Here is a 25,400-nt window from a genome sequence, read left to right as displayed (position 1 = left end):
TTCACGAGTCTGCCTAACCCTTTCGCCGTCTATGACGGGGTCACGCCCCGAGTTCGGTCGTCGGGACGCCGTGTGTGGCGACGAACGTCTCCAGTTCGTCCTTCCGCGGCGCGAGCTCGTCGGGGTCGTGCGCGTCCGAGCCGAGGACGAACTCGATGTCGTACTCCAGCAGTACGTCGAGGAACGTGGGCGTGGGGTGGAACTCGCCGTACGCCGCGGTGACGCGCCCGGCGTTGATCTCGGGCACCGTCGCCGACGCTTCGAGCGCCTCGGCGACCCGGTGGTACTGGTCCGCGGTGGCGTACCCGCGGAGCGCGGGGTTCCGCTCGACGAGGTCGAGGTGGGCGGCGACGTCGAACAGCTCGCTCTCGACGAGCGCGACCAGCGCGTCGAAGTAGTCGGCGACGTGGCGTTCCCGCTCGGCATCGGACTGGTCGGCAAAGTGCGCCTCGTAGTGGACGTTCGTCCCGTCGAGCTCGTGGACGCTCCCGACGGCGTAGTCGAAGCCGGCCTCGTCGAGGAACGCCTCGATTTCGGGCTCGTCGCGCGGCGTGTAGTCCATCTCGACGGCGTCGAACACCCGGAGGTCGGTGTGCTCGCGGAGCGCGTCGAGCCCCTCGCGTCGCCGCTCGTACGTCAGGTCGAGATTGAATCCCCACGCCCGCTTGATGGTCTGCAGCCGCTCGTCGGTCGAGACGTTGCAGTGGTCGGCGAACCCGATCGCGTCGAGTCCGGCGTCGGCGGCGGCCCGGAGCATCGACTCGGCGACCGAGCCGTCCGAGTAGTTCGTGTGCGTGTGGTAGTCGCAACGCATCCGTGTCGGTGTGGAGACGCGGCCGAGCGTTGTCAATCTGTGCCTGCCGCCGGGCGCCAGCGCGCAGGATTAAGCCCTCACACGACCTATAGGACTGCGCATCTCGGACGACAGGCCGAGGCTGCGACAGTTATGGCAATCATCAACCGACAGCGACCTATCGAATCGCTCCCCGTCGAGACCATCGAGACGGTGTGGAACGCCGGCGACGTCACGCGCCTCGACGAGTTCGCCCACGAGGACTACGTCCGACACGACCCGAGCTACGACGAGGTCATCCACGGCATCGACGGCTACGCCCGGGTCGTCACGGAACTCCGGACGGCGATGCCCGACCTCACCGTCACGCCCGAGCGAATCGCGGTCGTCGACGACGAGTTCGTCTTCACCGAGTTCACCGTCGCGGGCACACACGAGGGCGTCTACCAGGGCATCCCGCCGACGGGCCGGTCGGTCCAGCTCCACGGTGTGAGCCGGGTCCGCGTCGTCGACGGCCTCGCGAAGGAAGAACGGCTCTACTACGACACCACCGAGTTCCGCCGCCAGCTTGGCCTGACGTTCCCGGCCATTCTCGGCCACCTCCCGAAGTTCGCCCGCTACTACCTCGACCGGTTCGCGTAGACCCACCCGCGGTTTCTCCTGTTCTGCCCTGTTGCATAGCGTTCCACTGCCGCTGTGTGCCGCATCCCGAGTTCATCTGACTTCCCAGGCTACTGACCGAGCGGACGTCTCTCAGTCGCCTGCCATCTTTCGAGAGCTATGCTGAATACATAGTGCGAGTCGGTCACGAGTCGTGCACGGTTCTTCGCATCGTCCGAAGCGAATCGCCGTTCCACTCGCCGCGTGCGATGTGTGCCGAATACTTATACGGCTAATCTCGTAGATATGAATACGATGGCCAGTTCGACTCGGGACGGCGAGGCCAATGACGGCGAGATTCGTCTCTGGCAAGAGGACGGCTGGTGGATCGCGAAGGATGTGGACACAGGCGTGACAACGCAAGGAGAGTCCAGAGACGCCGCGCTGGACAACCTCGACGACGCTGTTGCACTGCACGCTGGCGAACGTGGCCGTGAGCCCACAGATGAGGAACTTCGTGCGCTGGGAATCGACCCCGCGAACAACACCACGGGCGACCAGGAGCCGCCGGACGTACTTGACTGATCGATGGGGCGGCGAACGTTCTCCGTCATGGAGGTCGTGAAGGTCCTCGTCAACGCCGGTGGGTTCGAGTGGCGACGGACGACCGGGGACCACGCCCAGTTGTACTACGAACACCCGACGAACGAAACGGACCGCAGACAAGTGACCGTCCCACTACACGATGAGCTCCGTATCGGGACGCTCCGAGGCATCGCCGAGAGCGCCGGAGCACGCGATTTCGATGCCTTCTGTGGGTGGATCGACCACAATGCCTGATCTTCGACGAAGTCTGGAATTCGACCGCTAGTGTCGAAAACGAAGGGAGTTCCAACTGCCGTGCTGAACTCACAGCGCGAGTCAGTCAGGAGGGCGGGTCACAAACGACCCGATTGGATCGTTTGATACAGAGACTCTATCGGTAAAATACCATTCTGTTGTGATTATATGGATGAAAGACTGCTAGATGTTTACCACTGGAGCCCTATAGACAGTTATGAACCGCACAGTGAATGGCGACAACTCGCTGAGTTATACCCTCGTGTGTGCTGTCGCTGAGTTTGAAGAATGCTGTCCCCACGCTCTTCCTCCACTTCAGGACACGTTGGATGTGGATGCGCTCAATAGATTGTTTTCCTCAGAGACGGACGAACACTCGAAATTGGAAGGCAATCTCGCGTTCCAATATAGTGATAGCTTCGTTTCGGTTTGGAGCGATAGGTTAGTCACTGTCTCTATTGCCCCATCACGCGGCAACTGAATCAAAACAGACTGTCATCATACCCAGTGCTCGAGGGTACTGTGTGATCTGCTCACTCGAAAACTGGAATTGGCCCCGGGCTAGAGACGCCCGGGACACGTGACAGAATACTGATCGAGTCGCCCCTCAACCTACTGCTACATACAGCCTCTGTATTCAGCAACCAACTCCTGACAGAATACGGGCAACGCGCGTTTCAGTGCGGTGAATCGCTCCGCTATGCCGGGCGGTTGAACCAGATTCGAAATGCCAACACCTCTGGTGACTGCGGCGCTCTATTCCTCGTCCGTGTTCGGCGCGTAGTAGTACTCGCCGGCCTTCTTCTGCTCGCGGTCGAGCTGGCTGCCCGGCTTGTTGATACGCGGCCGCCCGGTCCGCTGGTCGCGGCGGAACGTCACGTCGAGGTTCGCGAGGAACTGGTTCATCCCCGCGCGCATCCCGACCGGCTGGCCGGCGTGGCCGTATTCGGCCGAGACACCGTCGAACACCTGTAACCTGTCCGCAAGCAGGTCGATCATGTAGATGTCGTGGTCGATGACCATCGCCGTCGCGCCGTGGTTCTCGGTGTAGCGACGAATCGCCCGGGTGGCGAGCACCCGCTGTTCGACGTCCAGATGCGCAGAAGGCTCGTCGAGCAGGTAGAGGTCGGCCTCCTTCGACAGGCACGCCGCGATAGCGACGCGCTGGCGCTCCCCACCGGAGAGGTCGGTGAGGTTCTGCTCCATGATGCGCTCCAGCTGGAGCGGCTGGGCGATCTCGGTCGTCCAGTACGACGAGCCGAAGTCGTCCGTAATCGACGAGAGGAACGCGTCGACGCGCATCGGCTGGTCGATCTCGACGTACTGCGGCTTGTACGAGATGTCGAGGTCCACGTCGACTTCGCCCTCGTCGGCTTCCAGTCGCCCCGTGAGGAGCTTCGCGAACGTCGACTTCCCGATACCGTTCGGGCCGACGATGCCGAGCACCTCGTTCGTGCGAATCTCCCCGGCGTCGACCTCGAGCGAGAACTCGCCCTCGCCGTACGACTTCCGCATCGCGGGATACTCGACGAGCACGTCGCCGCGAGCCGTCGTCCGGGGCGCGTGCTCCTCGAACTGGATGGCTTGCTGGCGAATGCGCATGTTCTCGTTCTCGAGATACCCCTTCAGGTACTCGTTGATGCCGTTCTTCGTGGATTTCGGCGTCGTGACGACACCGAACGCGCCGGGTCGACCGTACGCGACGTGGAGCGTGTCGGCCAGGAGGTCGAGGATGGCGAGGTCGTGCTCGACGACGAGCATCGAGCGGTCGCCGTCCTCGGCGAGTTCGCGGATGAGGCGTGCGGCCTCGACGCGCTGGCCGATGTCGAGGTAGGGCGTGATCTCGTCGAGGAAGTAGAAGTCCGCATCTCGAACCAGGGTCGCGGCGAGCGCGACGCGCTGGAGTTCGCCCCCGGAGAGCGTGTCGATGTCCTGGTCGATGACCGGCGCGATGTTGAGCCGCTCGACGAGGTCGTCGGCGACCCCGCGCTCGTCGACGCCCTCGATGAGCTGGCGGGTGTTCCCCGAGAACGTGTCGGGAATCTTGTCGACGTACTGTGGCTTGCGCGCGACCGTCACCTCGTCGTCGCGGAGCGCCTCCAGGTAGTTCTGGAGTTCCGTTCCGCGATACTCGTCGAGCACCTCTTCGAAGTCCGGCGGGTCAGCGTACCGGCCGAGGTTCGGCTCGATCTCGCCCGCGAGGATGCGGACCGCGGTGGTCTTCCCGATCCCGTTCGGCCCGAGAATCCCCGTGACGCGCCCGTCCTGCGGCGCGGGCAGCCCGTAGAGCGAGAAGGCGTTCTCGCCGTAGCGATGGGCGGGTTCCTCGTCCAACTCCTGCGGGAGGTTGATGATCTCGATGGCGTCGAACGGGCACTTCTCGACGCAGATGCCGCAGGTCTCGCCCAGACAGATCTCCTCGGAGATGGAGACCTGCTTCGGGCCACCTTCGTACGGCTCGTTCTCCTCGTAGCGGTCCTCGCGCGGGACGATACACTCCTTGCCCGTCCGGTTGGGCGGGCAGAAGTTCATACACTCGTAGTTACAGCGGTCGGGCTGGCACCGATCTAGGTCCACGACCGCGATGCTGTCCTCGGCCATCCTAGAACGTCGTCCCCGTCGACAGCAGGATTCCCCAGCAGACGAACCAGAGTGAGAACGTCATGAACGCGACGTAGAGGTAGTCCTTCGCGCCGAACTCCTCCACGTCGATGCCCACGACCTTCAACACCGGGAACTGGACGAGGATGGCCCCCGCCAGCACGTACGTCCCGAGGGGGTCGGTCGCCGGGGTGGCTGCCCCCGCCGTCACGACGGAGGAGCCGATAGCCGCGGCGACGCCCATGATGGACGCGAGTGCGGTGACCGTCAGCCCACGCATGTGCGGGGAGAACCGGCCGGCCGTGTCAGTCGCCATACCCGCTCTACGTCACCGTGGGGGGAAAAGCGCTCCGAACCCGCGGTCCGCCGCTAGCGCGCGGCGCGCGCGCACCAGCCGTCCCTCCGCCCGCCGTGCATACTTCAATGCCCCGCGTACTGTGGGTATCCGTAATAAAAGTACACTCCTCGAATTTGGCAGGTACGGGGCTTCTACGGCCCAAGTGACACCGATGTCCCCTCAATGTTTAAACCGCTGGAACCCGTTCGTTGAGGTACGATGGCTGAATCCGACGGGGAGACGATTTCGGACCTTCCACCCAGCGCCAAACTCGTGTTCAAGGTGCTCGAATACAACGGCCCGATGACCCAGAAGGGCATCGTCGAGGAGTCGATGCTCTCGGCGCGAACGGTCCGCTACGCGCTCGAACGGCTCGAGGACATCGACATCGTCTCGGAGGACGTCTACTTCGCCGACGCCCGCCAGAACCTCTACGAGATCATCCCCGAGACCGAAGAACTCGACGAGAACGGGAACCCGGTTCCCGCGGCGGCCGACGACTAACACGCACGTTTTGCACCTCCTTTGCGCTCGCTAACGGAGTCAGCGAGCGCTCAGTCGGCGTGCCGGCTTCACCGGTACGTATGCGGCGGTGTGCCGCCGGTCCACCACCCAGGGCAATGACTTGTTCTCGTGAGGTCGGGGGCCGAACGAGAGCGAGGTAGTCGCAGAGAATCGTGTGAGCAAGACGCTCCTGTTGGCCTTCGTAATCGGTACAGCGGGTGTATGCAGCATCGCGGTTCGGTTCGTTCACCCCCAGAGGGAGCAGCCTCTTGTGACTCCCGAGAGTGGGTTGGGTATGGTCTCCCCGCGGACGCGACTCATCCTCGCCGCTCTTCTGACGGGAGCACTATTTAGAGCGGCTGGCTCACAGGAACCGCGTTCTGGCCTATGGGCCGCGCTTCTCGCTGGCAGTATACTCTCTGCCCTCGTTCTGGTCCGGGAGATTCGGGACTATCAGTCTGAATGAGCGCGCCGTATTCGACACGACTCCGGCGACGTCCGCTGACGCTGGTAGAACTCGTCGCGGTACCCACGCCACAGCTCTCTACCGGAACCTGAACAACTTACCCAGGCAGTTCCTGGGGATACCTCCCCGGTATCGACGCGAGCGAAACGAACCACAGCCTGTCACTTCTCACTGGGGCGCCACGGTGATGGTCTTCCCGCGGTCGATAGCCAGCTCCAGCTCCTCCGCAATCGCACTTCCCCGCGACACCTGAATCTCTCCCCCACGGGAGACGGTCGCCGTAAAGAGGTACTCGCCGTTCGCCTGCACCTCGACCGTCTCGCCCTGGTGGCCGCCGAGCGGGATGACGACGTGCCGGGAGGTGATCTCGGGCTGGACGATCTCGCCCTGCCCCCGACTGTCCGAGGAGCTACCGGACGAGGACCGACCGCCGGCGTTTCGGCCGGGATGCTCGTCGAGCGTCCGCACGTCGATGTCGATACCGAGCCGGTTCTCGATGTCCGAAATCCGCCCACCGCCCTTGCCGATGACGGTCGAGATGTCGTTCTCCGAGACGTAGACGACGGCGGTGTTCTGGCCTTTCAGTTCGACCTCGACGTGGCCGCGGGCGACGGACTTGATCTCGCGCTCGATCTCGTTCTTCGCGATGCGGTCGACGCCCGTCTCCGCGGGCTCGCCGTCCTCGTCGTCGAGCGGGACGGTGACGACCTGCCGGTTGAACGTGTAGATCTCGTAGGCCGGCTCGCCCGTCTCGAAGTCCTCGATGACGATGACCGGGCGGGCGAGGTCCTCCTCGACCAATCCGTGCGGCACCTTCACCTCGGTCTTCACGTCGTAGACGGTGTTCACCTGCCCGGCCTCGATGTAGACGACGGTGTCGACGACCTGGGGAATCATCCCGAGTTCGACGCGACCCACCAGTCGCTGGAGCGCGTCGATGGCGCGGGTCGCGTGGACGACGCCGATCATCCCGACGCCCGCGAGCCGCATGTCCGCGAACGTGCGGAAGTCGGAGGTCTTGCGCACCTCGTCGTAGATGGTGTAGTCGGGCCGGACCATCAGCAGCGAGTCGGCGGTCTTCTCCATCGACCCGCCGAGTTCCGTGTACTGGGTGATGTGCGGGCCGACCTGCAGGTCACGGGGTTTCTCCATCGTCTTGACGGCGTAATCCGACTCTGCTAAGAACTCCGCGACGGCCTGGGCGAACGTCGATTTGCCGGCGCCGGGTGCCCCCGAGATCAGGATGCCCCGCTGGTGTTCGGTGATGCGCTCGCGGAGGTCGTCGGCGAACTCGTAGTCGTCGAGGTCCGTCTTCACGATGGGTCGGACCATCGTCACCTCGATACCGTCGGCGAACGGCGGCCGGGCGACGGCGATGCGCATGTCGCGGAACTGGATGATGTTCATCCCCGGCTCGGAGAGTTCGACGAACCCCTCCGAGGAGGCACGGGCCTTCGCCTCCACGTCGTGGGCGAACTCGGCCATCTCGCTCTCGGTGAGGACGTCGTCGCCGATGGTCTGGTAGTGCATGTCGCCGATTGCCCCGCGCTTCGCCATCGGCTTCACGCCGGTCTTCAGGTGGACCGACATCGTCTGCTCGTCGAGGAACTGCTCGATGGCGAGCGTGCCGGTGTCCTCGGTCTCGGGTTCGATGTACTCGACGGGGACACCGGTCGCTTTCGCCACTTCCGCCTGCACCACGTCGCTCGTGAGGAGGGTCGCGCCGTGTTCGGCCGCGAGGTCGCGGATGAGTGCGTCGATGTCGCCCTCGCCCGCGCCGTGGGTCTCGCTCGCGCTCGGGCGGCGGCCGACGTACTCGACGGCGAACGCCCCCTCGTCGGCGAGTTCGACGAGCCGCTGGAGCTCTTCGAGCCCCGACCAGCCGGCGTCGCGGCCGTCGTTGGCCTGCGACTCCAGTTCCGCGACGACGGCCTCGGGGACGTACACCGTCCCGATCTCGCCGTCGTACGCGGACACGCGGCCGTCGATGACCGCGCTCGTGTCCGGTAAGATGTCCATGTCCTCACTCCGGCGGGGAGTCGGATAAACCCTTCAACGTCGGCCGCGCGGCGTCACTCGGCGACGGCGGTGCGGAACTCGAAGCGCGCGCCCCCGGAGGCGCTCTCGGTCGCGCGGAGCCCCCACTCGTGGCCCTCTGCGACTGCCGCGACGATGGAGAGCCCGAGGCCGAAGCCGCCGCCGCTGGACTCGTGGCCGGGGCGGAGCATCTCCGCACGGAGGTGTTCTGGAATCCCCTCGCCGTCGTCCTCGACGGCGAACCCCGGCTCGCCGTCGAGTGGAACGACCCGGACGGTCACGTCCCGCCCGCCGTGCTGGACGGCGTTCCGGAACAGGTTCTCGAACACCTGCTTGAGGCGGACGGGGTCGGCCTCGACCGTCCCCAGGTCGCCGACGTCGAGCGTCGCGTCCTCCGTCTCGGTCTGCTCCCACGCCGCCTCGGCGAGCTCGCCGAGGTCCACGGGTTCGAGCGTGCGGATCATCCGCCCCTTCCGGGCGAGCACGAGCAGCGTGTCGATGAGCTCCTCGATGCGCCCGTGTGAGCGCTCGACCTTCTCGAGATACTCGAGGTCTTCCGTCTCGCGGGCGAGTTCGAGAAAGCCCGTCGCGACGGCCAGCGGCGACCGGATGTCGTGGCTCAACACCGACGCGAACGACTCCAGCTGTCGGTTCTTCTCCTCGAGTGCGGCCTCGTGTTCGGCACGCCCCGACACGTCCGAGAACACGACGACGACGCGGAGGACCTCGCCGGCGTCGTCGAGGACGGGCGCGGCGTTGACCGAGAGGGTCACGTCGGTGCCGTCGGGGCGGCCGACGACGAGCCGCTTGTCGACCACGGGCTCGCGGGTCCGGACCGCCACCGAGAACGGGAACTCCTCGACCGGAATCGGCTCGCCCGACTCGTCGCGGACGTCCCACGTCTCGCTGACGACGCCGCGCTCGAGGACGGTCTCGACGTTGACGCCGAGGAGCGATGCGGCGGCGGGGTTGGCCCGCTCGGTCCGGGACTCGGGGTCGTGGACGATGATGCCGACGGGGCTGGTCTGGAGCACCTGGTCGAGCAACGCCCGCTCGGCGGCGTCGGCCTCCCGCTGCTGGGTCTGGACGAACAGCCCACCGAGTTTCGCGACCGTCTCGGCGACCGTCTCGGCGAACGCGTCGTTGGCCGGCTGGTTGGTGGTGGTGAAGAACGCCAGCACCGCGATGGCCTGTCCGTCGTTGTCGGCGACGGGAATTCCGACCCCCGAGGTCAGTCCCGCGGCGCGGGCCGCTTCGGCGCGGACGAAGGTCGTCGTCGAGTCGAGGTCGTCGAGCCACTCGACCTCGCTCGACGCGTACACCCGGCCGACGAGGCCGTCGCCCGGCTCGAACGTGACGGTCGAACTCGCCTCGCGGAACGCCTCGAACCCGCCGCTGGGGTCGTACGTCGGGCCGGGGATCAGCGTGCCGTCGTCGGGGAGCCACGCCTCCCCGTACTCCCAGCCGCTCCCCTCACACGCCAGCCGCAGCGTCGCGGTGAGCGCGTCCTCGAACGTCTCGGACTCCGCGATGAGATGGAGCAACGACCCTTCGAGCTCCGTCGTACCGTTCCCCGGCATGCCACTACCCACGATTGGTCGGGGGATTAACCCTCCGCCGTTCGGGCTACCGGTAGCCTTCGGTCAGCGACTCGACGTACTTCGCGACCACGTCGACTTCGAGGTGGACCGGGTCGCCCACCGACTTCGCGTGGAGGGTGGTGATGTCGTAGGTCGCGGGGATGACGGCCACCGTGAAGTCGCCGTCGTGGAGGTCCGCCACCGTCAGCGAGATGCCGTCGACGGTGATGGAGCCCTTCTCGACGACGTACCGGCCCATCGACTCGGGGAGCGAGAAGGTGAACACCCAGTCACCGTCGTACTCGTCCGAGTACGACGAGGTCCCGCTCGCGCCGCTCGCGGGACCGTCGCCCACCTGCGCGATTTCGACGACCTCGCCGACGCCGTCGACGTGCCCCTGCACGAAGTGGCCGTCGAACCGGCCGTCCGCCGGAAGTGCGCGTTCGAGGTTGACGGCGTCACCCTCGTCGAGCGACCCGAGATACGTCCGCTCGACGGTCTCCTCCGAGAGGAACAGCGAGAACGACTCGTCGTCCCACTCCTCGACGGTGAGGCAGGCGCCCGAGACCGCGACGCTCTGCCCGTGTTCGAGCTCGTCGGCGAACGGCGCGGTCACCCGGAGCCGCAGCCCCCCGTCGGTCGCCTCGCGGGCGACGATCTCGCCCGTCGCCTCCACGATGCCGGTGAACATACCCACTCTACGCGACGACCTCGACAAAGGCGTTACCGTTCACGGATTCGTGATGACGAATCGGACGGCTTTTGCCCGCCCCAGCGAACGGGATGATATGGCGCGGTCAATCATGGGGACCATCGGGCTGGCGGCGACGCTCGCGCTCGCCATCCCCATCGCCCTGTTCGGGCTCGACCTGTTCCTCCGTGGGGACCGACTCCTCGGCGGCGCAGCGCTCGGCATCGCGGTGTTGATGGTGCTCATCGAGGAGTACCTGACGACGCCGATGGACATCCCGGGGAAGGTTGCGGGGGCGACCATCGGGAAGGTCGTGAAAGAGCCCGAAGAGCGCGACGAGGAGTAATATCGCGAACGCGCCCGGGACTCGCCGACAGACTGTTACGTGAGCGACGTGTTCGACCGGCTGAGATGACGCACCGATGAGCGCAGCCGACGACCCCCACGACCTGCAACGGTTCCTTGAGGCCCAAGACGAGGTCATCGACGACGTGAAACGCGAACTGCGGTCGGGGCACAAGCGCAGCCACTGGATGTGGTTCGTGTTCCCCCAGGTCGCCGGCCTCGGCAGCAGTGGGATGGCCCAGCGCTACGCCATCGCGTCGCGAGCGGAGGCCGACGCGTATCTCGCACACCCGGTACTCGGGCCGCGCTTGCGCGAGTGTACCGACCTCGTGAACGCGGTCGGCGGGCGCTCGGCGACCGAGATATTCGGGTCGCCGGACGACCTGAAGTTCCGGTCCTCGATGACGCTGTTCGAGGCGGTCGCGGACGACCCGACGCCGTTCGCAACGGCGCTGGAACGGTACTACGACGGCGACCGCGACGAGAAGACGCTGGCGTTCTTGAGAGAGGACTGAACGAAAAGGCTGCGCGCCCGGCGTCAGTCCGCCGTCTGTTCGGCTTCCATCGGCTCCTGTGCGCCCTCGATGAGTTCCTCCAGCGTCAGGTCCGGCCGGGGCTTGTTGTGCAGCAGTACGTCGAGCGGCAGCGTGGGGGCACCGTCGATGAGGTTCTCCATCATGACGAGCCGTTCGCGGGCGCGTGACATCCCGACGTAGAACACCCGGCGCTCGTTGTCCGTGAGCACCGGCACGGGGTCCGAACTCTTCACGAAGTCGATGCCAGCGGGGATGTCGTCGTCGCCGACGGAGGCGGCCATCTGCTCGACGACCTTCTCGGTCAGGTCGGTGGCGATGAACACGTGGTCGGCCTCGCGACCCTTCGCGGAGTGGATGGTGCCGACGCGCATCCGGCTGGGGTCCGTTCCTCGATAGTCGCCCTTGAAGTACGCCTTCACCGAGCGCTCCTGGAAGTTCGAGACGCGGGTGAGCATGTCCGAGGCGGAGGCGGGACCGGGTGTGAACGGCGCGTACTCCTTCACGAACTCGGGGTCGACCGTGAAGTCCTCGAGGCGGGCGTCCTCCTGCTCTTTCAGGTCGTCGAGCGCGTCGAACAGGTCGTCACGCTCGCCGGTACCGAACGCCGAGTCCGCGAGCATCTCGGCGAGACGACGGGCCTCCAGCCCCGTGATGGGCTCGTCCTCGTCGTGTTTCTCGATGGCCGAGACGTAGCCCCGGAGGCGCTCGTCCCACATGCTCATGTCCGTCAGCGAGCCGAACGGGATGCCGGTGCCGACGAACTCGTCCATGAACTGGAACAGCTGATAGCGGGCGCGGAACAGCACCATCACCGTCTCGCCATCGGCTTCGGTGTGGTCGAGCGTCTTGGTGACGTTCCGAACGAGTTCGACGATAGAGGGCGAGCGGACGGCCTCGACGGACCCGCCCTCCTTGCGGGGTTTGAGGTCCTTCTCCTGGCGCTCGGAGATGTGGCGGATCTCGCGGTTGACGACGTTCAGCACGTTGGAGGGGAGGCGGTAGGAGTTCGGGAGGACGATGTCCTCGTCGGGCTCGGCTTCGAGCAGCAGCGCGGGGTCCGCACCTTGCCACGCGTAGACGACCTGGTCGTCGTCGCCGGCGATGAGGACGGACTCCAGGTGGGGTTTCCACTCCTCGTAGACGTCGTGCTGGAGGGTCGTGATGTCCTGGAACTCGTCGATGACGAGGTGGTCGACGTTCGGGACGAGCGAGCGCTGCTGGACGCGTTCGAGCATGTCGGCGAAGCCGACGATGCCGTGTTCGCCCTTGTAGGCGCGCCACGCCCGAAGTACCTCGGGCACGTCGATGCGGTCGTCGTCGCTCGGCCACGTCGGGGTGTACTTGTTGCCGGTCTGGGCGTTCGGGTCGACCTCGGGGGGTAAGCGCACCTCGTCGACGTTCCACTGGAAGGGGACGTCGTACCAGTCGCTGGGGTCGCGGCGGGTCCGCTGGAGCCACTGGGAGGTGGCGATGATCTTGTTCCCGATGGTGGTCGAGCGTGCGGAGCGCCGGCGGTTGCTGTCGTACTCGTCTTCGAACTCGATGCCGTACTCCTCGCAGAACTCCGATTTGTCCTTCTCGCTGACCACGTCGCCCCGCGAGAGCCCCAGCAGGCCGTACGCCTTCGCGTGCATGGTGCAGACGTTGCCCTTCAGGGATTTCGGGGGGCGTTCGAGCCGTTCGGCGAGTCGTTCGCGGACCTCTGCAGCGGCGGCTCGGGTGTAGGAGACCACGAGGATGTCGTCGATGGCGACGCCCTCGTCGAGCATTTCGTCGACGCGGTCGAGCAGCGCCGTGGTCTTCCCGCTCCCGGGGCCGCCGAACAGGCGGGTGACGTGCGGGCCGTCGGTCATGCCCCTAGACTGTGGCCTCACCACTATAAGCGGCGTGGCTTCTCTCCGACCCCGAACTCCGGGGGCAAAACCGGGTGGCTTTAGCCCGCTGCGGGCGTCGGTCGGTGCGTGTCTCAGGGTCTCGCCTCCGTGCTCTCGGCCCGCCCGAGGTGTACCTGCTGGCGCTCGTTCCCGCCCTGCTGTGGGGGCTGACACCGGTCCTCGAGAAGCGCGGGATGGACGGCGGCGGCAACGCGCTCCAGGCGCCGCTCGTCGTCGGGGTCGCGCTCGTGGTCGTCTCGACCGCTGGCGGCGCTGGTGTGTGAAAACGGGAGCAGGTGGCAGGTTACGGCTGCCAGCCGCAGACGGTGCAGGCGTTCGCCGACATCTCGTGGAGCCCACCACACTCGGGGCAGCTCTTCTTGTTATACGATCGGTTCCACGTTACCGTCTCGGTTTCGTGGCCGCGCTCGGTGAGGAACTCGTCGAAGATGTCGTTCGCAGTCGCCATACAGGGTTCCCTTGCACATCCCCGCTGATAAATCTGTGGTAAGCGGACACATGGGTCAGTATCACACGGGAGGAGTTGAACATCACAACGACGTGATGGGTTTCCCCTCGGCGTGAGCGACGACGGGCCTGCGGACCGGCGACTTACAGCCCGTAGAGGTCGCCGAACTTCTCGTTCGCGTACGCGACGAAGGCGTCAGCCGTGAACTCCGAGCCCGTGGCCTCCTTGACGAGCCGGTTCGTCTTGTAGCGCTGGCCGTGGCGGTGGACGTTCTCGGTCAGCCAGTCGTGGAGCGCGTCGAACTCGCCGTCGCGGATCTTCGCGTCGAGCTCGGGGATGTCGTCTTCGGCCGCGGCGAACAGTTGCGCGGCCATCACGCTGCCGAGCGAGTACGTCGGGAAGTAGCCGAACGAGCCGTGCGACCAGTGGATGTCCTGCAGACAGCCCTCCGCGTCGGTCTCGGGCCGCACACCGAGGTACTCCTCCATCTTGTCGTTCCACACGGCGGGCACCTCCTCGACGTCGAGGTCACCAGCCAGGAGGTCACGCTCGATTTCGAACCGGAGGATGATGTGCATGTGGTAGGTAAGCTCGTCCGCCTCCACCCGAATGAGGTTGTTCGGGTAGAGCTGGTTCGCCCCCTCGTAGCCCGCCTGTGGCGAGATGTCGGTGCCGAAGTGCTCGTTGACGATGGGTGCATACCCCTCCCAGAACGCCTTCGAGCGACCGACGTGGTTCTCCCAGAGCCGCGACTGCGACTCGTGAACTGACAGCCCGCGGTGCTGGCCGAGCGGCGTCCCGTAGTGTTCGCCGGGGAGCCCGAGCGTGTAGGTGGCGTGGCCGAACTCGTGGATGACCGAGCCGATCGAGGAGATGGGGTCGGACTCGTCGAACCGCGTCGTGACACGGGCGTCGAACTGCGTCCCCGTCGAGAACGGGTGCGGGGCGGTGTCGATGCGGCCGCGGTCGAACGGGTACTGGAGCCGTTCGAGGGTGTCACGCGCCAGCGCCATCTGGTCGTCGTCGGGGTAGGTGCCGCCCGCGAACGGCGAGGCGAGGTCGGCGTCCGCCTCGTTCAGTTCCTGAATCAGGGGGACGAGTTCGTCGCGCAACTGCGCGAGGATGTCCTCGGCCACGGAGAGGTCGAGCCACGGCTCGAAGTCGGCGAACAGCACCTCGTAGGTGTCGGCGTCGGGGTCGATGTGCTCGGCGTACTCCCGCTTCAGATTCAGGAGCGTCTCGACCTTCGAGGCGAACTGCGACCAGTCGCTCTCGCTCTTGGCTTCCTTCCAGACCGGGAGGGCGTTGGAGGTCTCCTCGGAGATGCGCTCGACGAGCGACTTCGGCACCTTGGCGTCCCGGTCGTACTCGCGGCGGATCTCGCGGACGACGCTCGCTTCGGGCTGGGGGAGGTCGGCCGCCTCGCTCGCCTCCAGTGCCTCGCTGTACGCGTCGCTCGTCGTGATGTCGTGCTGGGCACCCGAGAGCGCGGACTTCTGCTTCGAGCGGGCCGGTGTCCCGCCTTCGGGCATCATCACTTCCTGGTCCCACGCGAGCACCTGCCCCGCGTCGCCGAGATAGCTGGCGCGCTTGTAGCGTTCGAGCAGGTCGTCGTACGCGTCGGGAACCGTGTCCTGTGTCGCCATACCTGTGGCAAGTGTTGCAGGACAAGAAAGCCGTCGGTTCCCGGGTTATCGCCGGAGGCGCGAGAGCCGCTCTGACACCTGCGAGGCGACGGTTCCGCCGAGCCGGTCGCGCAGCGTCCCGAGCAGGCCGTTGGGAACGAACAGCACGAACAGCACGAACAGCAGGCCGAGATAGAGGCTCGCGTGCCCGTTCAGGAACGTCTCGATGGCCTCCTGCACCGTGAGGCCGTTGAACAGCACCGTGTCGAGCGTGCCCTGCGAGAGGTGCTCGCGGAGGTACGGCAGGAGCCCGCCACCGGAGCCCTCCTTCGAGAGGAACTCGCGGACGCTCTCGTCGAACAGCCGGCCGAAGATGGGGCCGGCGAGCGTGCCGAACCCGCCGATGATGGAGGCGAGGAGTGCGTCACCGGAGACCAGGAAGAACAGGGAGTTGTCCGGGGCGACCGAGCGGCGGAAGCCGGCGAACAGCGCGCCCGCCACGCCGGCGAAGAACCCGCTGACGGCGAACGCCGCGAGCTTGTAGCGGAACGTGTCGTAGCCCACGGCTCGTGCCCGCTCTTCGTTCTCGCGGATGGCGATCATCACCCGGCCGAACGGCGAGTGGATGATTCGCTGGAGCGCGAGATAACAGACGAGGACGACCAGCCCGACCATGTAGTACGACACCTCGGCGGTCGAGAAGCTCAGGACGCCGAACAGGCCCTCCACGCTGTCGCCGGCCAGTTGGCCGATGGCTAGATTGAGCGAGTCGACAAACGGGACGCCGATGTCGAACGTCGGCGGTGCGGCGCCGTCGGGGCCGACGACCGCCGCGCCGTCCCGTGGCGACGACGACACGAACGACCAGTCGCGGACGAACACGTAGATGACCTGTGCGAACCCGAGGGTTATCATCGCGAAGTAGACGCCCGAGAGCCGGAACGAGACGAGGCCGATGACCACCGCGAGCACGATGGCCAGGACTCCCGCGAGCAGCAGCAACAGCATGAAGGGCGTGTCGAACGGCAGGAACGGCACCTTCCCGTTCGCGGCGAGGACGACGAGGTACGCGCCGGTCCCGTAGAAGACGGCGTGGCCGAACGAGAGGTAGCCCGTGTAGCCGGAGATGAAGTCGAAGCTCGCGGCGAACAGGCCGAAGTAGAAGACGGCGACCATCGTCTCGACGCGGGGGAGGAGCGTGACGGCCTCCGCGCCCAGGAACCCGGAGGTCGTGAGCACGTGGTAGAGCCCCGGGTACACGACGAAGAACAGGACGACGCCGATGTGGGCGGCGTGGTCCTGCAGGTACTGGAGCGGCCACGCGGTCTCCTCGACCGTCCGGGAGCCGGTGGCGGTGTCGGTGCTAATGGCCCCCCACCTCCGCGACGCCGAACAGCCCCTGTGGTTTGACGACGAGCACGAGCACGAGGATGAGGAAGACGGTCATCTCGGGGAGGCCGGAGAACTCGACGACGTTGACGAACCACCACGTCATCGTTGCGTCGACGAGCCCCACCAGCAGGGCCGCGTAGACGGTCCCGCGGAAGGTGCCGAGCCCGCCGATGATGACGACGACGAACGCCGGCAACAGCGTCTCCGCGGCGAGGGGCACCGACGCCCCCCACTTCGGGTCCCACGCGAGCAGCAGGCCCGCGACGCCCGCGATGCCCGCTCCCAGGGCAAAGACGGTGGTGAACACGCGCCGTACGTCTATTCCCAGGGCCTCGGTCATCTCGGCGTCCTCGCTGCCCGCGCGGACGACGAGCCCGTAGCGGGTCCGGGTGAGAAAGCCCCAGATGGCCGCGACGGTGACGACGCCGAACAGGATCTCGAACAGCGCGAGCCCCGTCGTGCCGATGCCGAGGAACTCGTACGACGAGGAGAGGAACCCCGGCTTGGTACCGAGTGCGGCCTGCCAGTCCGAGATGGGCTGGAGCCCGTAGAAGCCGACGGCGATGCGCGCCAGCTCGTCGAGGACGAGCGTCAGCCCGAAGGTGAGGAGGATCTGGTAGATTGGCGGGCGGTCGTACAGCGGGCGGATGAGGGCGACCTCGACGACGCCACCGAGCGCCGCCAACAGCCCGAAGACGACGACGACGGCGACGAAGAAGTACGCCAGTCGCGCCGTCGGGCCGGTCCCCTGTGAGACCGCGAGCACGAGCAGGAGGCCGCCGGTGTACGCGCCGAACATCGTCAGCGAGCCGTGGGCGAAGTTCAACACGCCCATCAGGCCGAAGATGAGGGTGAGTCCCCCCGCAATCATCACGAACAGCGCGCCCTTCGCCAGCCCGTTGAGGACGACCTCGCCGAGCGTCGACGGCTGGAGGAACTGGCCGAGTGCGTCGAGGAAGCTCACGAGGGGGAACGAGAGCGCCATCATGCGCTGAGATACCTCCGTATCTCCTCGTCGTCGGCGACGCCGCTCGTCGCTTCCCCTTCGGTGACGACCTGGCCGTTATCTAAGAGGTAGAACCGGTCGGCGAGGTCCATCGCGAGCGGGAGGTTCTGTTCCACGAGCAAGATGGTCGCGTCCTCGGCGGCGTCGTTCACCGCCCGCGCGACGTCGGCGACGATCTGCGGGGCCAGCCCTTCCGAAGGCTCGTCGATGAGCAGGAGGTCGTTGTCGCCCACGAGCCCGCGGGCGATAGCGAGCATCTGCTGCTGTCCGCCTGAAAGTGCGCCGGCTTTCGCGTCCGGTCGCTCGCCGAGCGCGGGGAACGTCTCGTACATCCGTTGGATTTCGGCGTCCGCGTCACCCTCCCGCGGGACGGCGATGCGGATGTTCTCCTCGACCGTCAGCTGCGAGAAGACGCGTCGGTCCTCGGGAATCCAGCCGACGCCGCGCTGGGCGACCTCGTTGGTCGCGAGGCCGACGACGTCCTCGCCGCGATACCGAACCGACCCCTCGCGGGGTGGGGTCAGCTGCAACACCGTTCGGAGCGTCGTCGTCTTGCCGACGCCGTTGCGGCCGATGAGCGCGACGACCTCGCCCTCCTCGACGGAGAGCGAGACGCCTTCGAGGATGTGGCTCTCGCCGTAGTACGTGTGGGCGTTCGCGACGTCGAGGAGCGCGGTCATGCGACCCCCTCCTCGGCCGATTCGTCTTCTCGGTCGTCCGCGAGGTCGCCGGGTTCGTAGCCGCCGAGATACGCCTCCTGCACTGCGGGGTCGTCGCGCACCTCGTCGGGGGTGCCGTCGGCGATGACGGCCCCGCGATTCAGGACGACGATGCGGTCGGAGACGTTCATCACGATGTCCATGTTGTGTTCGACCAGCAGCACCGCGTGGTCCCGCGCGACGTCCTCGATGAGGTCGATGATTCTGTCGACGCTCTCGGAGGAGACGCCGGCGTTCGGCTCGTCCAAGAGGAGGACGTCCGGGTCGCCAGCGAGCGCGATGGCGACCTCCAGTTGGCGTTTCTCGCCGTGCGAGAGGTTCTCCGCGACGACCTCGGTCTGGTCGTCGAGGCCGACGCGGTCGAGGATGGTGTGGGCCTCCTCGTAGTAGGCGTCGAACGCGCCGACGTTGCGCCACAGCTTCATCGAGTCCTGTCCATGGGCCTGCGCGGCGATGCGCACGTTCTCGAGGACGCTGCTCGTCGGGAACACGTTCGTCACCTGGTAGGAGCGGTGGAGCCCCCGGCGGGCGGTCTCGTGTGGCGCGAGGTCGGTGATGGCCTCGCCGTCGAGTCGCACCTCCCCCTCGGTGGGGGCGAGCGCGCCCGTCAGCAGGTTGAAGAACGTGGTCTTGCCGGCCCCGTTCGGGCCGATGAGCGAGCAGAGTTCGTCCTCGGCGAGCGCGAAGTCGACCGCGTCGACGGCCGTGAGACCGCCGAACCGCTTGGTCAGGCCCGCCGTCTGGAGCATTAGAGGTTGCAGCCCATCTCCGAGCTGTCCTTCGGGATGGTGGTGTCGCTCGCGGGCACGGTCGCCGCCGGCTCGCTCGGCATGATGGCGGCGTCCCAGTTCTCCTCCTCGTTGGGCACGACGTCCGCGATGGTCATCGCCGAGCGCGCCTGGTTGTTGTACGTCTGGAACTCGTAGCCGTCAGGGCCTTTGGGGGTGTCCGCGACGACCATGCCGCGCATCTCGGCGGCGATGTCGGCGCCCTCGGTCGACCCGGAGGCCTCGACGCCCTGCACGATGGCCGACGCCGCGGTGAACGTCCCCGAGGTGAACAGGTCCGGGACGATGCCGTAGGCGTTCGTGTAGCTGTCGACGAACGCGCTGTTGATCTCGTTGTCGTACTGGTTCCAGTGGTACCGCGAGGTGAACGGCCCGAGCTTGGCGTTCTGGAGTTTCTCCTTCGTGAGCGGTTCGCCGAGCACCTTCTGGAGCGTCTGCCCGAGGATGCCCGTCGTGATCTGCGTGGCGAACCCGCCGACGGCGCGGAACGAGTAGTCGCCGTTCAGCATCGTCGTGAACAGCTGCGGAAGCGTCGCGACCGTGAAGCCGGCGACGATACCCTCCGCGCCGGCGCTCTCGGCGTTGTCGAGCAGGCCCTCCCACTCGCTGTAGCCGCGGGGCACGAACTTCTCGCCGACGATTTCGACGCCGTTGGCCTCGAGCACCGTCTTGTAGTTGTTGACGACCGCGCGGCCGAACGAGTAGTCGGCGCCGAACAGGTACACCTTCGAGATGTCGGTGTTGTCCGCGACGTACTTCCCGCCCGAGCGGGCGTCCATCGCCGTGTTCTCGTTGGCGCGGAACACGTTCTCGGCGCACGTCTCGCTCGCCGACGTGATGCTCGCCGACGCCGCCGGCCCGATGATGGTCGGCGTGCCGGCCTGCTTCGAGACGGTCTTCACGACCCGTGTGGCCGACGCCGAGGACGTACAGCCGAACAGCATGTCGACGCCCTCGTTCTGCACGAGGTCGGTCGCGAGCGTCTGGGCCGTGTCGGCGCTGAGCTGGGTGTCGCGCACGACGAGTTCGTACTCGACGTCGCCGACCGTCGCGGTGTGGGTGCCGGTCTCTGCGGGTGGGGTGAAGTCGCTCGCCCCCTTGTAGTTGAACCCCTGATAGAACCCCCACAGCGACTGCTGCCCGTAGTACTGGAGGTCGCCCGAGACGGGCTGGAGCACGCCGATCTTGACGGAGCCCGACGCGCCGCCGTTCATCGTCGTCCCGTCCGTCTCTGTCGGTGAGGCCCCGCCGTCGCCGCCGTCCCCACCGTCGCTGCCGTCACCGCCGTCTCCTCCGGTTCCCGTACAGCCGGCGAGTCCGGTGACGCCGGCCGCACCGGCCACCGTGAGCATCCGCCGTCGTGTGAGTCTACTGGCGTCCATGACACGTAGTATCGTATCGACCAATCGGCAAGGGTCCCGAGGTTAACATGTGAACGACCGGGTTCTCGCGCCCCTGTCACGTTCTCACACCCATGCAGCCGACGCCAGCGACCGTCGAGAGCGCAGACGGCACCGAGCTCAGACTGTGGGAACTCGACCCCGAGGCCGACGCGACTGAGGCCGTGCTCTACGTGCACGGCTCCATCACCTGCTCGCGGGCGCTGTTCGCGCCGCCCGTGGTGCGCGACGGCGACTCCGACGACTCGCACTCGTGGCTCGCCGCGACCGCCCGACAGGGCCGCGCCGCGTTCGCCGTCGACATCCGGGGGTACGGTGACAGCGAGCGCCCGCCCGAACTACACGAGCCACCCGAGGCGAACGACCCACCCGTCCGAGCCCCGCTCGCCGCCGAGGACATCCAGGCGGCGTACGACGCGGTCGCCGCTCGATACGACACGGTCCACCTCGTCGGCGTCTCGTGGGGGACAATGACCGGCGGCTACTTCGCCGTCCACGGCGACCACGACCTCGCCTCGCTCACCCAGTGTGCGCCCGTCTACCTCCCACCGTGGTCGTTCGACGACATCACGACCGCGCTCAACGTCGACGCCGACCTCGACGCCTACTACTACCAGCGGTACGACGCGGTCAGCGAGCGCCAGGGCGGCGACGACGCGCTGTTCGAGGCCATCTGGCAGACGCAAGTCGAGTCCAACCAGGGAGAAGACCCGGAGACGTACATCGCACAGGCCGGCGCGCTCGCGGACACGAAGGCCACCGTCGAGGGCGAGCGCATCTACGACGCCGCCGCCATCGACTGCCCGACGCTCGTGGTCAGAGGCGACGAGGACGCCATCTCCGTCCGCGAGGATGCCGTCGGCCTGTTCGACGAACTCGCGTGCCGAAAGGAGTACGCCGAGATCGGCGGCGGCGACCACTACGTGATGCACGGCGACAGTAGAGCGGCCTTGTACGACGCGGTCGACGCCTTCCAGTCGCGCGTGTAGCCCTCTGCGTCCGGCTGTCCACCGCGACCCGTGGAGCGAGCTAGTCCATCTCGTCGAGCGCGTCGACGGCGCGTCCGACGAGCTTCCCCTGTCCTCGCCGGAGTCGCTTCGAGACCGCCGGCTTCGAGACGCCGAACTCCTCGGCGAGGTCACCGAGCGTCGCGCCGCGAGGGGACTCGAAGTAGCCCGCGTTCACGGCCGTCTCGAGCGTCGTCCGCTCGGTCTCCGAGAGGTCGTGACAGCCCTCGACGAGCGTCATCGCCGCGCCCACGTTCTGGACGAACCCCGAGAGGTCGGCGAGCGACACCTCAGAGCGCTCCACGACCGAGAAGTCGTTGTCGTCGTCGAGCGAGCAGAGCGTCTCGTCGGCGACGCGCTCGCGGTCGAACCCGACGTGCCACAGTTCGCTGCCGGCCTCGATGTGGAACGGCCCGGTGATGTAGCCGTCGTTGGCGCGAATGGTCCCCATCGCCGCCGTCTCCTCGATGGTGGTGCGGACGTGCGCGACGTTCGCCTGTTTCGAGAGGAGGTCGAGTTCGTGCATGTTGTCGTGGGCGTCGAGCGTGTGGAGGCCGTTCTCCAGGGCCCCCCGGTCGTCACCCTCCACCAGCATCCGGGTCTGGAGCTGGTGGCTCGGCGCGTCGAACTCCCAGTGGACCGCCGAGAACGCCACGTCGTGCTCGACGGTCGTGTCGATGAACGGGCAGTCGTACTGCTCCATGTCGAGGGTGATGTCTAGCATGCGTGGCTCGCCCCTTGGTATCGGGTCCCACGTTACCTGTCATCGGTGAAAACGTTTGCCCTCGGTGGTCAGTCGCGCCCGCTGTCAGATTCGGGCGGGCTCACCGGTCGGGGTCGAACTCCGTCTGCTCCGGCACGAGGTCGACCTCCTTCCGCTCTGCCTCGCTGTGGACGGCCCGGTACATCGCGCGATAGCGGCCGAGCTTTCGCACGAGGATGAGGCCGAACAGGCCGTCGTACACCACGACGAAGCCGAAGAAGATGACGAGCAGCGAGACGTTCGGGAAGAACACGCTGACGATGCCGGGGACGACGCCGACGAGCGTGTTGTACGTGGCGTGGATGAACGCGGCGATGATGAGCCCCTTCGCGACGATGGGCCCGGCGTTCTCGGGGTTGAACTTCGCGAGCCCGAGATAGTAGCCGGCGAACGCCGAGTAGATGACGTGCCCCGGCCCGGCGAGCGCCCGGACCGCGGTGATGCCGCCACCCTCGTTGAGCGCCTGCTGGAGCAGCCCCCCGAGGTTTATCTGGACGACGGGCACGACGACCGCGCCGAGCGCCCCGAGCGCGATGACCTCGCTTCCGCCGGGTGTGACCCCGATCTGCCGGGTGATGTACAGCGCGTTCTCGATGGTGGCGAACCCGAGCCCCGCCACGGCACCGTAGACCGTCCCGTCGATGACGGCGTCGAAGCTGTCGCTCCGATAGGGGTAGAGCCGGACGGCGAGCAGTTTGACCGTCTCCTCGATGGGCCCCACCACGAGATAGAAGAACAGCACCGTGCCGATGATGGGGAGTATCTGCACGAACGACAGCAGGGTGTTGACGATGGCGGCGAACCCGGCGAACACGACGCCGAGGACGAACGTGCCGACGAGGAGTTCCAGCGGCTCGGGGCTCGTGATGTCGGTGACGTAGATGTAGCCCACGAGCAGGAAGGCGGGAATCACCGACAGCGCGACGAGGCCGATGGCGAACGGGTCGTTCGCGAACGTCGCCCCGATGCCACCGAGGAGGAACTGGACGACGAGGATGGTGATGCCGAGCAGGATGAACAGCCAGCGGGCGGTGACGAGCACCCCGCGGTAGACTCGGGTCGCGAGGCGGTCGAGTGCGGTCCGTGGCTCCCACGTCGAGACGTCGTAGAGGTCGCGCGTCCCGTCGGACTCTGCCTCGACAGGGTCCCGTCTGGTCATGGTCGCCTCGACGCAAGCATCCACCCTAAACCCCCACGGTCGCGCGAACGGGCTGCCGAGCCGCGAACCGTTAAGAGCAATCGCCGTCTATTGCCGGGTATGCAGGCCAAGCGGGAGTACCGCGGCCGCGACGGCACGGAGGTCGCGGTGCTCGACGCGCTCGTCGACAGACAGGAGGAGGGCATGACGGTGTTCGAACTCCGGTCGCGCGTCGACGTGAGCATCGACCGGCTCGAGACGGCTCTCGGCGACCTGAAGACCGCCGGCCTCATCACCGTCGAGAAGGAGGGTGGACAGACACGTATCTACCCGGACGATCGGGTCGTCCCCACGGGCGAGGAGAGCCGGAAGCGGTCGCTCGCCGAGAAGATTCGCGAGAAGCTCCCGTTCTGAGTCGTCACGAGTGACTTTTCACCGCGGCGTCCCTCTTCGCTCCCAATGACTGTCGTCCCCGACGCGCACGAGGCACACGGCGCGACGTTCGCCGAGTACGACGGCCGCCGCGTCGTCGACCGCTATCACAACCCGGAGCGCACCCACCGCGCCGTCCGCAACGGCGTCGGCGTCATTGAGATGGGCTACGGCGTCGTGGAACTCACGGGCGACGACCGCGTCGAGTTCGTCGACAACGCCGTCTCGAACCAGGTCCCCGAGGAGGACGGCCGGGGCGTCTACGCGCTGCTGCTCGACCCCCAGGGCGCCATCCGCACGGACCTCTACGTCTACAACGCCGGCGAGCGCCTGCTCTGTTTCACCCCGCCTGCGCAGGCCGGCTGGCTCGCCGACGAGTGGCGCGAGAACACGTTCATCCAGGACGTCGAGATTCGAGAGGCCTCGACCGACTTCGGCGTGTTCGGCGTCCACGGCCCCACCTCGACCGAGAAGGTCGCGAGCGTGCTCAACGGCGCGGCCTCACCGGAGGGTCACCTCCGGTTCGTCCGCGGCTCGATGGGCGATGCCGGTGTGACGGTCATCGCCAACGACGCGCTCTGTGGCGAGGAGGGGTACGAGGTCGTCTGTACCGCGGACGCGGCCGACGAGGTGTTCGAAACGCTCCTGACGAGAGGGATGAACGCCGTCCCGTTCGGCTACCGGACGTGGAACACCCTCACGCTCGAAGCGGGGACGCCGCTGTTCGACACCGAACTCGACGGGAACGTCCCGAACGTCCTCGGGCTCAGAAACGCCCTCGACTTCGAGAAGGGCTGTTACGTCGGGCAGGAGCTCGTCTCGAAGATCGAAAACAGGGGCCAGCCCTCGCGGCGGCTGGTGGGGCTGGCCGTCGACGCCCTGCCCGAGGCGGGCGCGGCGGTGTTCGTCGGCGACAGCCACGTCGGTGACGTGACCCGCGCGGTCGATTCGCCCTCCAGAGAGGAGCCGCTCGCGCTCGCGCTCGTGGGCTACGACGCCGACCTCGACGGCGTCTCTGTTCGAGTCGATGGCGACGAGGTCGATGCGAGCCACGAGCCGCTCCCGTTCGTCGAGGGGAGCGACACGTCCGCGCGGCTCCCGGCGTATCGCTGAGTCTCGTCACGTATCGCTGCCTATCCCTGACTCCCGTTGGCTACCGCTCGTGAGCGTCGTGTGCGTGGAATCGGGTGTCCAGAACTAGGAGAGGTCGGGGACGAGCGGCGCGTCGTCCTCCGAGGTGTCGTAGGTCTTCCGGCTCCGTCGAACGCGGCGCGCGCCGCCGTCCGTCATCATCTTCCGGGGCAGTTCGGGGACCATGGGTTCGATTTCGTCGGTGGGTGTCATCGTGTATCTACCCCGTAGAGAGCATCTATCATAAACCTTCATGTTCTATCATCAAAGTTGCCGCAACTCTTGCCGGGTGGGGCATCCGAGGGTTTATATTCGAACGGTCGACC

Annotated in this window: 28 protein-coding genes; 11 read left to right on the top strand and 17 right to left on the bottom strand. The window is 66.7% G+C overall.

Annotation, left to right across the window (positions count from 1 at the left end):
- Positions 1 to 40: 40 nt before the first annotated feature.
- Entirely contained in the window at positions 41 to 814 is a 774-nt protein-coding gene (locus tag NL126_RS05475; RefSeq protein ID WP_255197911.1) for a PHP domain-containing protein, read from the bottom strand.
- A gap of 132 nt (positions 815 to 946) precedes the next feature.
- Here NL126_RS05475 and NL126_RS05470 point away from each other — a divergent pair, with 132 nt between their 5' ends.
- The 4 genes from NL126_RS05470 to NL126_RS22025 all read left to right on the top strand — a co-directional run bounded on the left by NL126_RS05470 (position 947) and on the right by NL126_RS22025 (position 2,714).
- Positions 947 to 1,435, top strand: a complete 489-nt coding sequence (locus tag NL126_RS05470) for an ester cyclase (RefSeq protein ID WP_255197910.1) — start codon at positions 947 to 949, stop codon at positions 1,433 to 1,435.
- Between the two features lie 273 nt (positions 1,436 to 1,708).
- Positions 1,709 to 1,978 carry a type II toxin-antitoxin system HicB family antitoxin gene (locus NL126_RS05465; RefSeq protein ID WP_255197909.1) on the top strand — a complete coding sequence of 90 codons (270 nt, stop codon included), beginning with the start codon at positions 1,709 to 1,711 and terminating at the stop codon, positions 1,976 to 1,978.
- Between the two features lie 3 nt (positions 1,979 to 1,981).
- Positions 1,982 to 2,233, top strand: a complete 252-nt coding sequence (locus NL126_RS05460; protein WP_255197908.1) for a type II toxin-antitoxin system HicA family toxin — start codon at positions 1,982 to 1,984, stop codon at positions 2,231 to 2,233.
- Positions 2,234 to 2,450: 217 nt separating this feature from the next.
- Positions 2,451 to 2,714 carry a HalOD1 output domain-containing protein gene (locus NL126_RS22025; protein ID WP_350355487.1) on the top strand — a complete coding sequence of 88 codons (264 nt, stop codon included), beginning with the start codon at positions 2,451 to 2,453 and terminating at the stop codon, positions 2,712 to 2,714.
- Positions 2,715 to 2,989: 275 nt separating this feature from the next.
- On the opposite strand, the gene NL126_RS05455 is transcribed toward NL126_RS22025, so the two are convergent.
- Both NL126_RS05455 and NL126_RS05450 read right to left on the bottom strand, forming a co-directional pair.
- Positions 2,990 to 4,834, bottom strand: coding sequence for a ribosome biogenesis/translation initiation ATPase RLI (locus tag NL126_RS05455; RefSeq protein ID WP_255197907.1), 1,845 nt, complete (start codon positions 4,832 to 4,834; stop codon positions 2,990 to 2,992).
- A gap of 1 nt (position 4,835) precedes the next feature.
- Complete coding sequence (locus NL126_RS05450; protein WP_255197906.1) at positions 4,836 to 5,150, bottom strand: EMC6-like membrane protein; 315 nt, start codon at positions 5,148 to 5,150, stop codon at positions 4,836 to 4,838.
- 240 nt (positions 5,151 to 5,390) lie between these two features.
- Here NL126_RS05450 and NL126_RS05445 point away from each other — a divergent pair, with 240 nt between their 5' ends.
- Complete coding sequence (locus NL126_RS05445; RefSeq protein WP_255197905.1) at positions 5,391 to 5,675, top strand: MarR family transcriptional regulator; 285 nt, start codon at positions 5,391 to 5,393, stop codon at positions 5,673 to 5,675.
- A gap of 634 nt (positions 5,676 to 6,309) precedes the next feature.
- Here the strand turns inward: NL126_RS05445 and NL126_RS05440 are convergent.
- The 3 genes from NL126_RS05440 to ribE are packed head-to-tail and all read right to left on the bottom strand — an operon-like array spanning position 6,310 to position 10,449.
- Complete coding sequence (locus tag NL126_RS05440; protein ID WP_255197904.1) at positions 6,310 to 8,160, bottom strand: PINc/VapC family ATPase; 1,851 nt, start codon at positions 8,158 to 8,160, stop codon at positions 6,310 to 6,312.
- A gap of 53 nt (positions 8,161 to 8,213) precedes the next feature.
- On the bottom strand, positions 8,214 to 9,758 hold the full coding sequence (locus NL126_RS05435) for an ATP-binding protein (RefSeq protein ID WP_255197903.1): 1,545 nt from the start codon (positions 9,756 to 9,758) through the stop codon (positions 8,214 to 8,216).
- Positions 9,759 to 9,804: 46 nt separating this feature from the next.
- Positions 9,805 to 10,449: a riboflavin synthase gene (gene ribE / locus NL126_RS05430; RefSeq protein ID WP_255197902.1), complete on the bottom strand. Its 645-nt coding sequence runs from the start codon at positions 10,447 to 10,449 to the stop codon at positions 9,805 to 9,807.
- Between the two features lie 97 nt (positions 10,450 to 10,546).
- Between ribE and NL126_RS05425 the strand changes: the two genes are divergently transcribed.
- Together NL126_RS05425 and NL126_RS05420 are read left to right on the top strand one after the other, a co-directional pair.
- Positions 10,547 to 10,795, top strand: a complete 249-nt coding sequence (locus NL126_RS05425; RefSeq protein ID WP_255197901.1) for a DUF7533 family protein — start codon at positions 10,547 to 10,549, stop codon at positions 10,793 to 10,795.
- A gap of 76 nt (positions 10,796 to 10,871) precedes the next feature.
- Entirely contained in the window at positions 10,872 to 11,309 is a 438-nt protein-coding gene (locus NL126_RS05420) for a DUF1810 domain-containing protein (protein WP_255197900.1), read from the top strand.
- 23 nt (positions 11,310 to 11,332) lie between these two features.
- Here NL126_RS05420 and NL126_RS05415 read toward each other — a convergent pair whose 3' ends face one another.
- Entirely contained in the window at positions 11,333 to 13,183 is a 1,851-nt protein-coding gene (locus NL126_RS05415) for a UvrD-helicase domain-containing protein (protein ID WP_255197899.1), read from the bottom strand.
- A 104-nt stretch (positions 13,184 to 13,287) separates the two neighbouring features.
- On the opposite strand from NL126_RS05415, the gene NL126_RS05410 reads away from it, so the two are divergent.
- Positions 13,288 to 13,488 carry a hypothetical protein gene (locus NL126_RS05410; RefSeq protein ID WP_255197898.1) on the top strand — a complete coding sequence of 67 codons (201 nt, stop codon included), beginning with the start codon at positions 13,288 to 13,290 and terminating at the stop codon, positions 13,486 to 13,488.
- A gap of 20 nt (positions 13,489 to 13,508) precedes the next feature.
- On the opposite strand, the gene NL126_RS05405 is transcribed toward NL126_RS05410, so the two are convergent.
- From NL126_RS05405 to NL126_RS05375, 7 genes are all read right to left on the bottom strand, one after another.
- Positions 13,509 to 13,673 (bottom strand): HVO_0416 family zinc finger protein, encoded by a 165-nt coding sequence (locus tag NL126_RS05405; RefSeq protein WP_255197897.1) that lies wholly within the window; start codon positions 13,671 to 13,673, stop codon positions 13,509 to 13,511.
- A gap of 143 nt (positions 13,674 to 13,816) precedes the next feature.
- The gene (locus NL126_RS05400; RefSeq protein ID WP_255197896.1) at positions 13,817 to 15,319 is read right to left on the bottom strand and encodes a carboxypeptidase M32; all 1,503 of its coding nucleotides are present in this window, start codon (positions 15,317 to 15,319) and stop codon (positions 13,817 to 13,819) included.
- Between the two features lie 45 nt (positions 15,320 to 15,364).
- The gene (locus tag NL126_RS05395; protein ID WP_434084159.1) at positions 15,365 to 16,537 is read right to left on the bottom strand and encodes a branched-chain amino acid ABC transporter permease; all 1,173 of its coding nucleotides are present in this window, start codon (positions 16,535 to 16,537) and stop codon (positions 15,365 to 15,367) included.
- 124 nt (positions 16,538 to 16,661) lie between these two features.
- On the bottom strand, positions 16,662 to 17,678 hold the full coding sequence (locus NL126_RS05390) for a branched-chain amino acid ABC transporter permease (RefSeq protein ID WP_255197895.1): 1,017 nt from the start codon (positions 17,676 to 17,678) through the stop codon (positions 16,662 to 16,664).
- Positions 17,675 to 18,376, bottom strand: a complete 702-nt coding sequence (locus NL126_RS05385) for an ABC transporter ATP-binding protein (RefSeq protein ID WP_255197894.1) — start codon at positions 18,374 to 18,376, stop codon at positions 17,675 to 17,677. The genes NL126_RS05390 and NL126_RS05385 overlap by 4 nt, the downstream gene beginning before the upstream one ends.
- Positions 18,373 to 19,164 (bottom strand): ABC transporter ATP-binding protein, encoded by a 792-nt coding sequence (locus NL126_RS05380; protein ID WP_255197893.1) that lies wholly within the window; start codon positions 19,162 to 19,164, stop codon positions 18,373 to 18,375. Before NL126_RS05380 ends, NL126_RS05385 begins: the two co-directional genes overlap by 4 nt.
- On the bottom strand, positions 19,164 to 20,585 hold the full coding sequence (locus tag NL126_RS05375) for an ABC transporter substrate-binding protein (protein ID WP_255197892.1): 1,422 nt from the start codon (positions 20,583 to 20,585) through the stop codon (positions 19,164 to 19,166). The genes NL126_RS05380 and NL126_RS05375 overlap by 1 nt, the downstream gene beginning before the upstream one ends.
- A gap of 92 nt (positions 20,586 to 20,677) precedes the next feature.
- On the opposite strand from NL126_RS05375, the gene NL126_RS05370 reads away from it, so the two are divergent.
- Positions 20,678 to 21,592 (top strand): alpha/beta hydrolase, encoded by a 915-nt coding sequence (locus NL126_RS05370; protein WP_255197891.1) that lies wholly within the window; start codon positions 20,678 to 20,680, stop codon positions 21,590 to 21,592.
- Positions 21,593 to 21,632: 40 nt separating this feature from the next.
- On the opposite strand, the gene NL126_RS05365 is transcribed toward NL126_RS05370, so the two are convergent.
- Entirely contained in the window at positions 21,633 to 22,334 is a 702-nt protein-coding gene (locus tag NL126_RS05365; RefSeq protein ID WP_255197890.1) for a helix-turn-helix domain-containing protein, read from the bottom strand.
- Between the two features lie 100 nt (positions 22,335 to 22,434).
- Positions 22,435 to 23,532, bottom strand: a complete 1,098-nt coding sequence (locus NL126_RS05360; RefSeq protein ID WP_255197889.1) for a PrsW family intramembrane metalloprotease — start codon at positions 23,530 to 23,532, stop codon at positions 22,435 to 22,437.
- Between the two features lie 99 nt (positions 23,533 to 23,631).
- Between NL126_RS05360 and NL126_RS05355 the strand changes: the two genes are divergently transcribed.
- Both NL126_RS05355 and ygfZ read left to right on the top strand, forming a co-directional pair.
- Positions 23,632 to 23,925, top strand: a complete 294-nt coding sequence (locus NL126_RS05355) for a DUF6432 family protein (RefSeq protein ID WP_255197888.1) — start codon at positions 23,632 to 23,634, stop codon at positions 23,923 to 23,925.
- A gap of 45 nt (positions 23,926 to 23,970) precedes the next feature.
- Complete coding sequence (gene ygfZ / locus NL126_RS05350; protein ID WP_255197887.1) at positions 23,971 to 25,056, top strand: CAF17-like 4Fe-4S cluster assembly/insertion protein YgfZ; 1,086 nt, start codon at positions 23,971 to 23,973, stop codon at positions 25,054 to 25,056.
- Positions 25,057 to 25,140: 84 nt separating this feature from the next.
- On the opposite strand, the gene NL126_RS05345 is transcribed toward ygfZ, so the two are convergent.
- The gene (locus NL126_RS05345) at positions 25,141 to 25,287 is read right to left on the bottom strand and encodes a hypothetical protein (RefSeq protein WP_255197886.1); all 147 of its coding nucleotides are present in this window, start codon (positions 25,285 to 25,287) and stop codon (positions 25,141 to 25,143) included.
- Positions 25,288 to 25,400 lie beyond the last annotated feature (113 nt).

Source organism: Halorarius litoreus (assembly GCF_024362405.1).
Lineage (GTDB): Archaea > Halobacteriota > Halobacteria > Halobacteriales > Haloarculaceae > Halorarius > Halorarius litoreus.
The sequence above is the reverse complement of the archived record's forward strand: the minus strand, read 5'-3'. Positions and strand labels throughout refer to the sequence as shown.

What these genes read in the sequence shown, in the direction of transcription:
- NL126_RS05475 (WP_255197911.1), bottom strand. Translation starts at nt 814, where the DNA reads ATGCGTTGCGACTACCACACGCACACGAACTACTCGGACGGCTCGGTC.
- NL126_RS05470 (WP_255197910.1), top strand. Translation starts at nt 947, where the DNA reads ATGGCAATCATCAACCGACAGCGACCTATCGAATCGCTCCCCGTCGAG.
- NL126_RS05465 (WP_255197909.1), top strand. Translation starts at nt 1,709, where the DNA reads ATGGCCAGTTCGACTCGGGACGGCGAGGCCAATGACGGCGAGATTCGT.
- NL126_RS05460 (WP_255197908.1), top strand. Translation starts at nt 1,982, where the DNA reads ATGGGGCGGCGAACGTTCTCCGTCATGGAGGTCGTGAAGGTCCTCGTC.
- NL126_RS22025 (WP_350355487.1), top strand. Translation starts at nt 2,451, where the DNA reads ATGAACCGCACAGTGAATGGCGACAACTCGCTGAGTTATACCCTCGTG.
- NL126_RS05455 (WP_255197907.1), bottom strand. Translation starts at nt 4,834, where the DNA reads ATGGCCGAGGACAGCATCGCGGTCGTGGACCTAGATCGGTGCCAGCCC.
- NL126_RS05450 (WP_255197906.1), bottom strand. Translation starts at nt 5,150, where the DNA reads ATGGCGACTGACACGGCCGGCCGGTTCTCCCCGCACATGCGTGGGCTG.
- NL126_RS05445 (WP_255197905.1), top strand. Translation starts at nt 5,391, where the DNA reads ATGGCTGAATCCGACGGGGAGACGATTTCGGACCTTCCACCCAGCGCC.
- NL126_RS05440 (WP_255197904.1), bottom strand. Translation starts at nt 8,160, where the DNA reads ATGGACATCTTACCGGACACGAGCGCGGTCATCGACGGCCGCGTGTCC.
- NL126_RS05435 (WP_255197903.1), bottom strand. Translation starts at nt 9,758, where the DNA reads ATGCCGGGGAACGGTACGACGGAGCTCGAAGGGTCGTTGCTCCATCTC.
- ribE (WP_255197902.1), bottom strand. Translation starts at nt 10,449, where the DNA reads ATGTTCACCGGCATCGTGGAGGCGACGGGCGAGATCGTCGCCCGCGAG.
- NL126_RS05425 (WP_255197901.1), top strand. Translation starts at nt 10,547, where the DNA reads ATGGCGCGGTCAATCATGGGGACCATCGGGCTGGCGGCGACGCTCGCG.
- NL126_RS05420 (WP_255197900.1), top strand. Translation starts at nt 10,872, where the DNA reads ATGAGCGCAGCCGACGACCCCCACGACCTGCAACGGTTCCTTGAGGCC.
- NL126_RS05415 (WP_255197899.1), bottom strand. Translation starts at nt 13,183, where the DNA reads ATGACCGACGGCCCGCACGTCACCCGCCTGTTCGGCGGCCCCGGGAGC.
- NL126_RS05405 (WP_255197897.1), bottom strand. Translation starts at nt 13,673, where the DNA reads ATGGCGACTGCGAACGACATCTTCGACGAGTTCCTCACCGAGCGCGGC.
- NL126_RS05400 (WP_255197896.1), bottom strand. Translation starts at nt 15,319, where the DNA reads ATGGCGACACAGGACACGGTTCCCGACGCGTACGACGACCTGCTCGAA.
- NL126_RS05390 (WP_255197895.1), bottom strand. Translation starts at nt 17,678, where the DNA reads ATGATGGCGCTCTCGTTCCCCCTCGTGAGCTTCCTCGACGCACTCGGC.
- NL126_RS05385 (WP_255197894.1), bottom strand. Translation starts at nt 18,376, where the DNA reads ATGACCGCGCTCCTCGACGTCGCGAACGCCCACACGTACTACGGCGAG.
- NL126_RS05380 (WP_255197893.1), bottom strand. Translation starts at nt 19,164, where the DNA reads ATGCTCCAGACGGCGGGCCTGACCAAGCGGTTCGGCGGTCTCACGGCC.
- NL126_RS05375 (WP_255197892.1), bottom strand. Translation starts at nt 20,585, where the DNA reads ATGGACGCCAGTAGACTCACACGACGGCGGATGCTCACGGTGGCCGGT.
- NL126_RS05370 (WP_255197891.1), top strand. Translation starts at nt 20,678, where the DNA reads ATGCAGCCGACGCCAGCGACCGTCGAGAGCGCAGACGGCACCGAGCTC.
- NL126_RS05365 (WP_255197890.1), bottom strand. Translation starts at nt 22,334, where the DNA reads ATGCTAGACATCACCCTCGACATGGAGCAGTACGACTGCCCGTTCATC.
- NL126_RS05360 (WP_255197889.1), bottom strand. Translation starts at nt 23,532, where the DNA reads ATGACCAGACGGGACCCTGTCGAGGCAGAGTCCGACGGGACGCGCGAC.
- NL126_RS05355 (WP_255197888.1), top strand. Translation starts at nt 23,632, where the DNA reads ATGCAGGCCAAGCGGGAGTACCGCGGCCGCGACGGCACGGAGGTCGCG.
- ygfZ (WP_255197887.1), top strand. Translation starts at nt 23,971, where the DNA reads ATGACTGTCGTCCCCGACGCGCACGAGGCACACGGCGCGACGTTCGCC.
- NL126_RS05345 (WP_255197886.1), bottom strand. Translation starts at nt 25,287, where the DNA reads ATGACACCCACCGACGAAATCGAACCCATGGTCCCCGAACTGCCCCGG.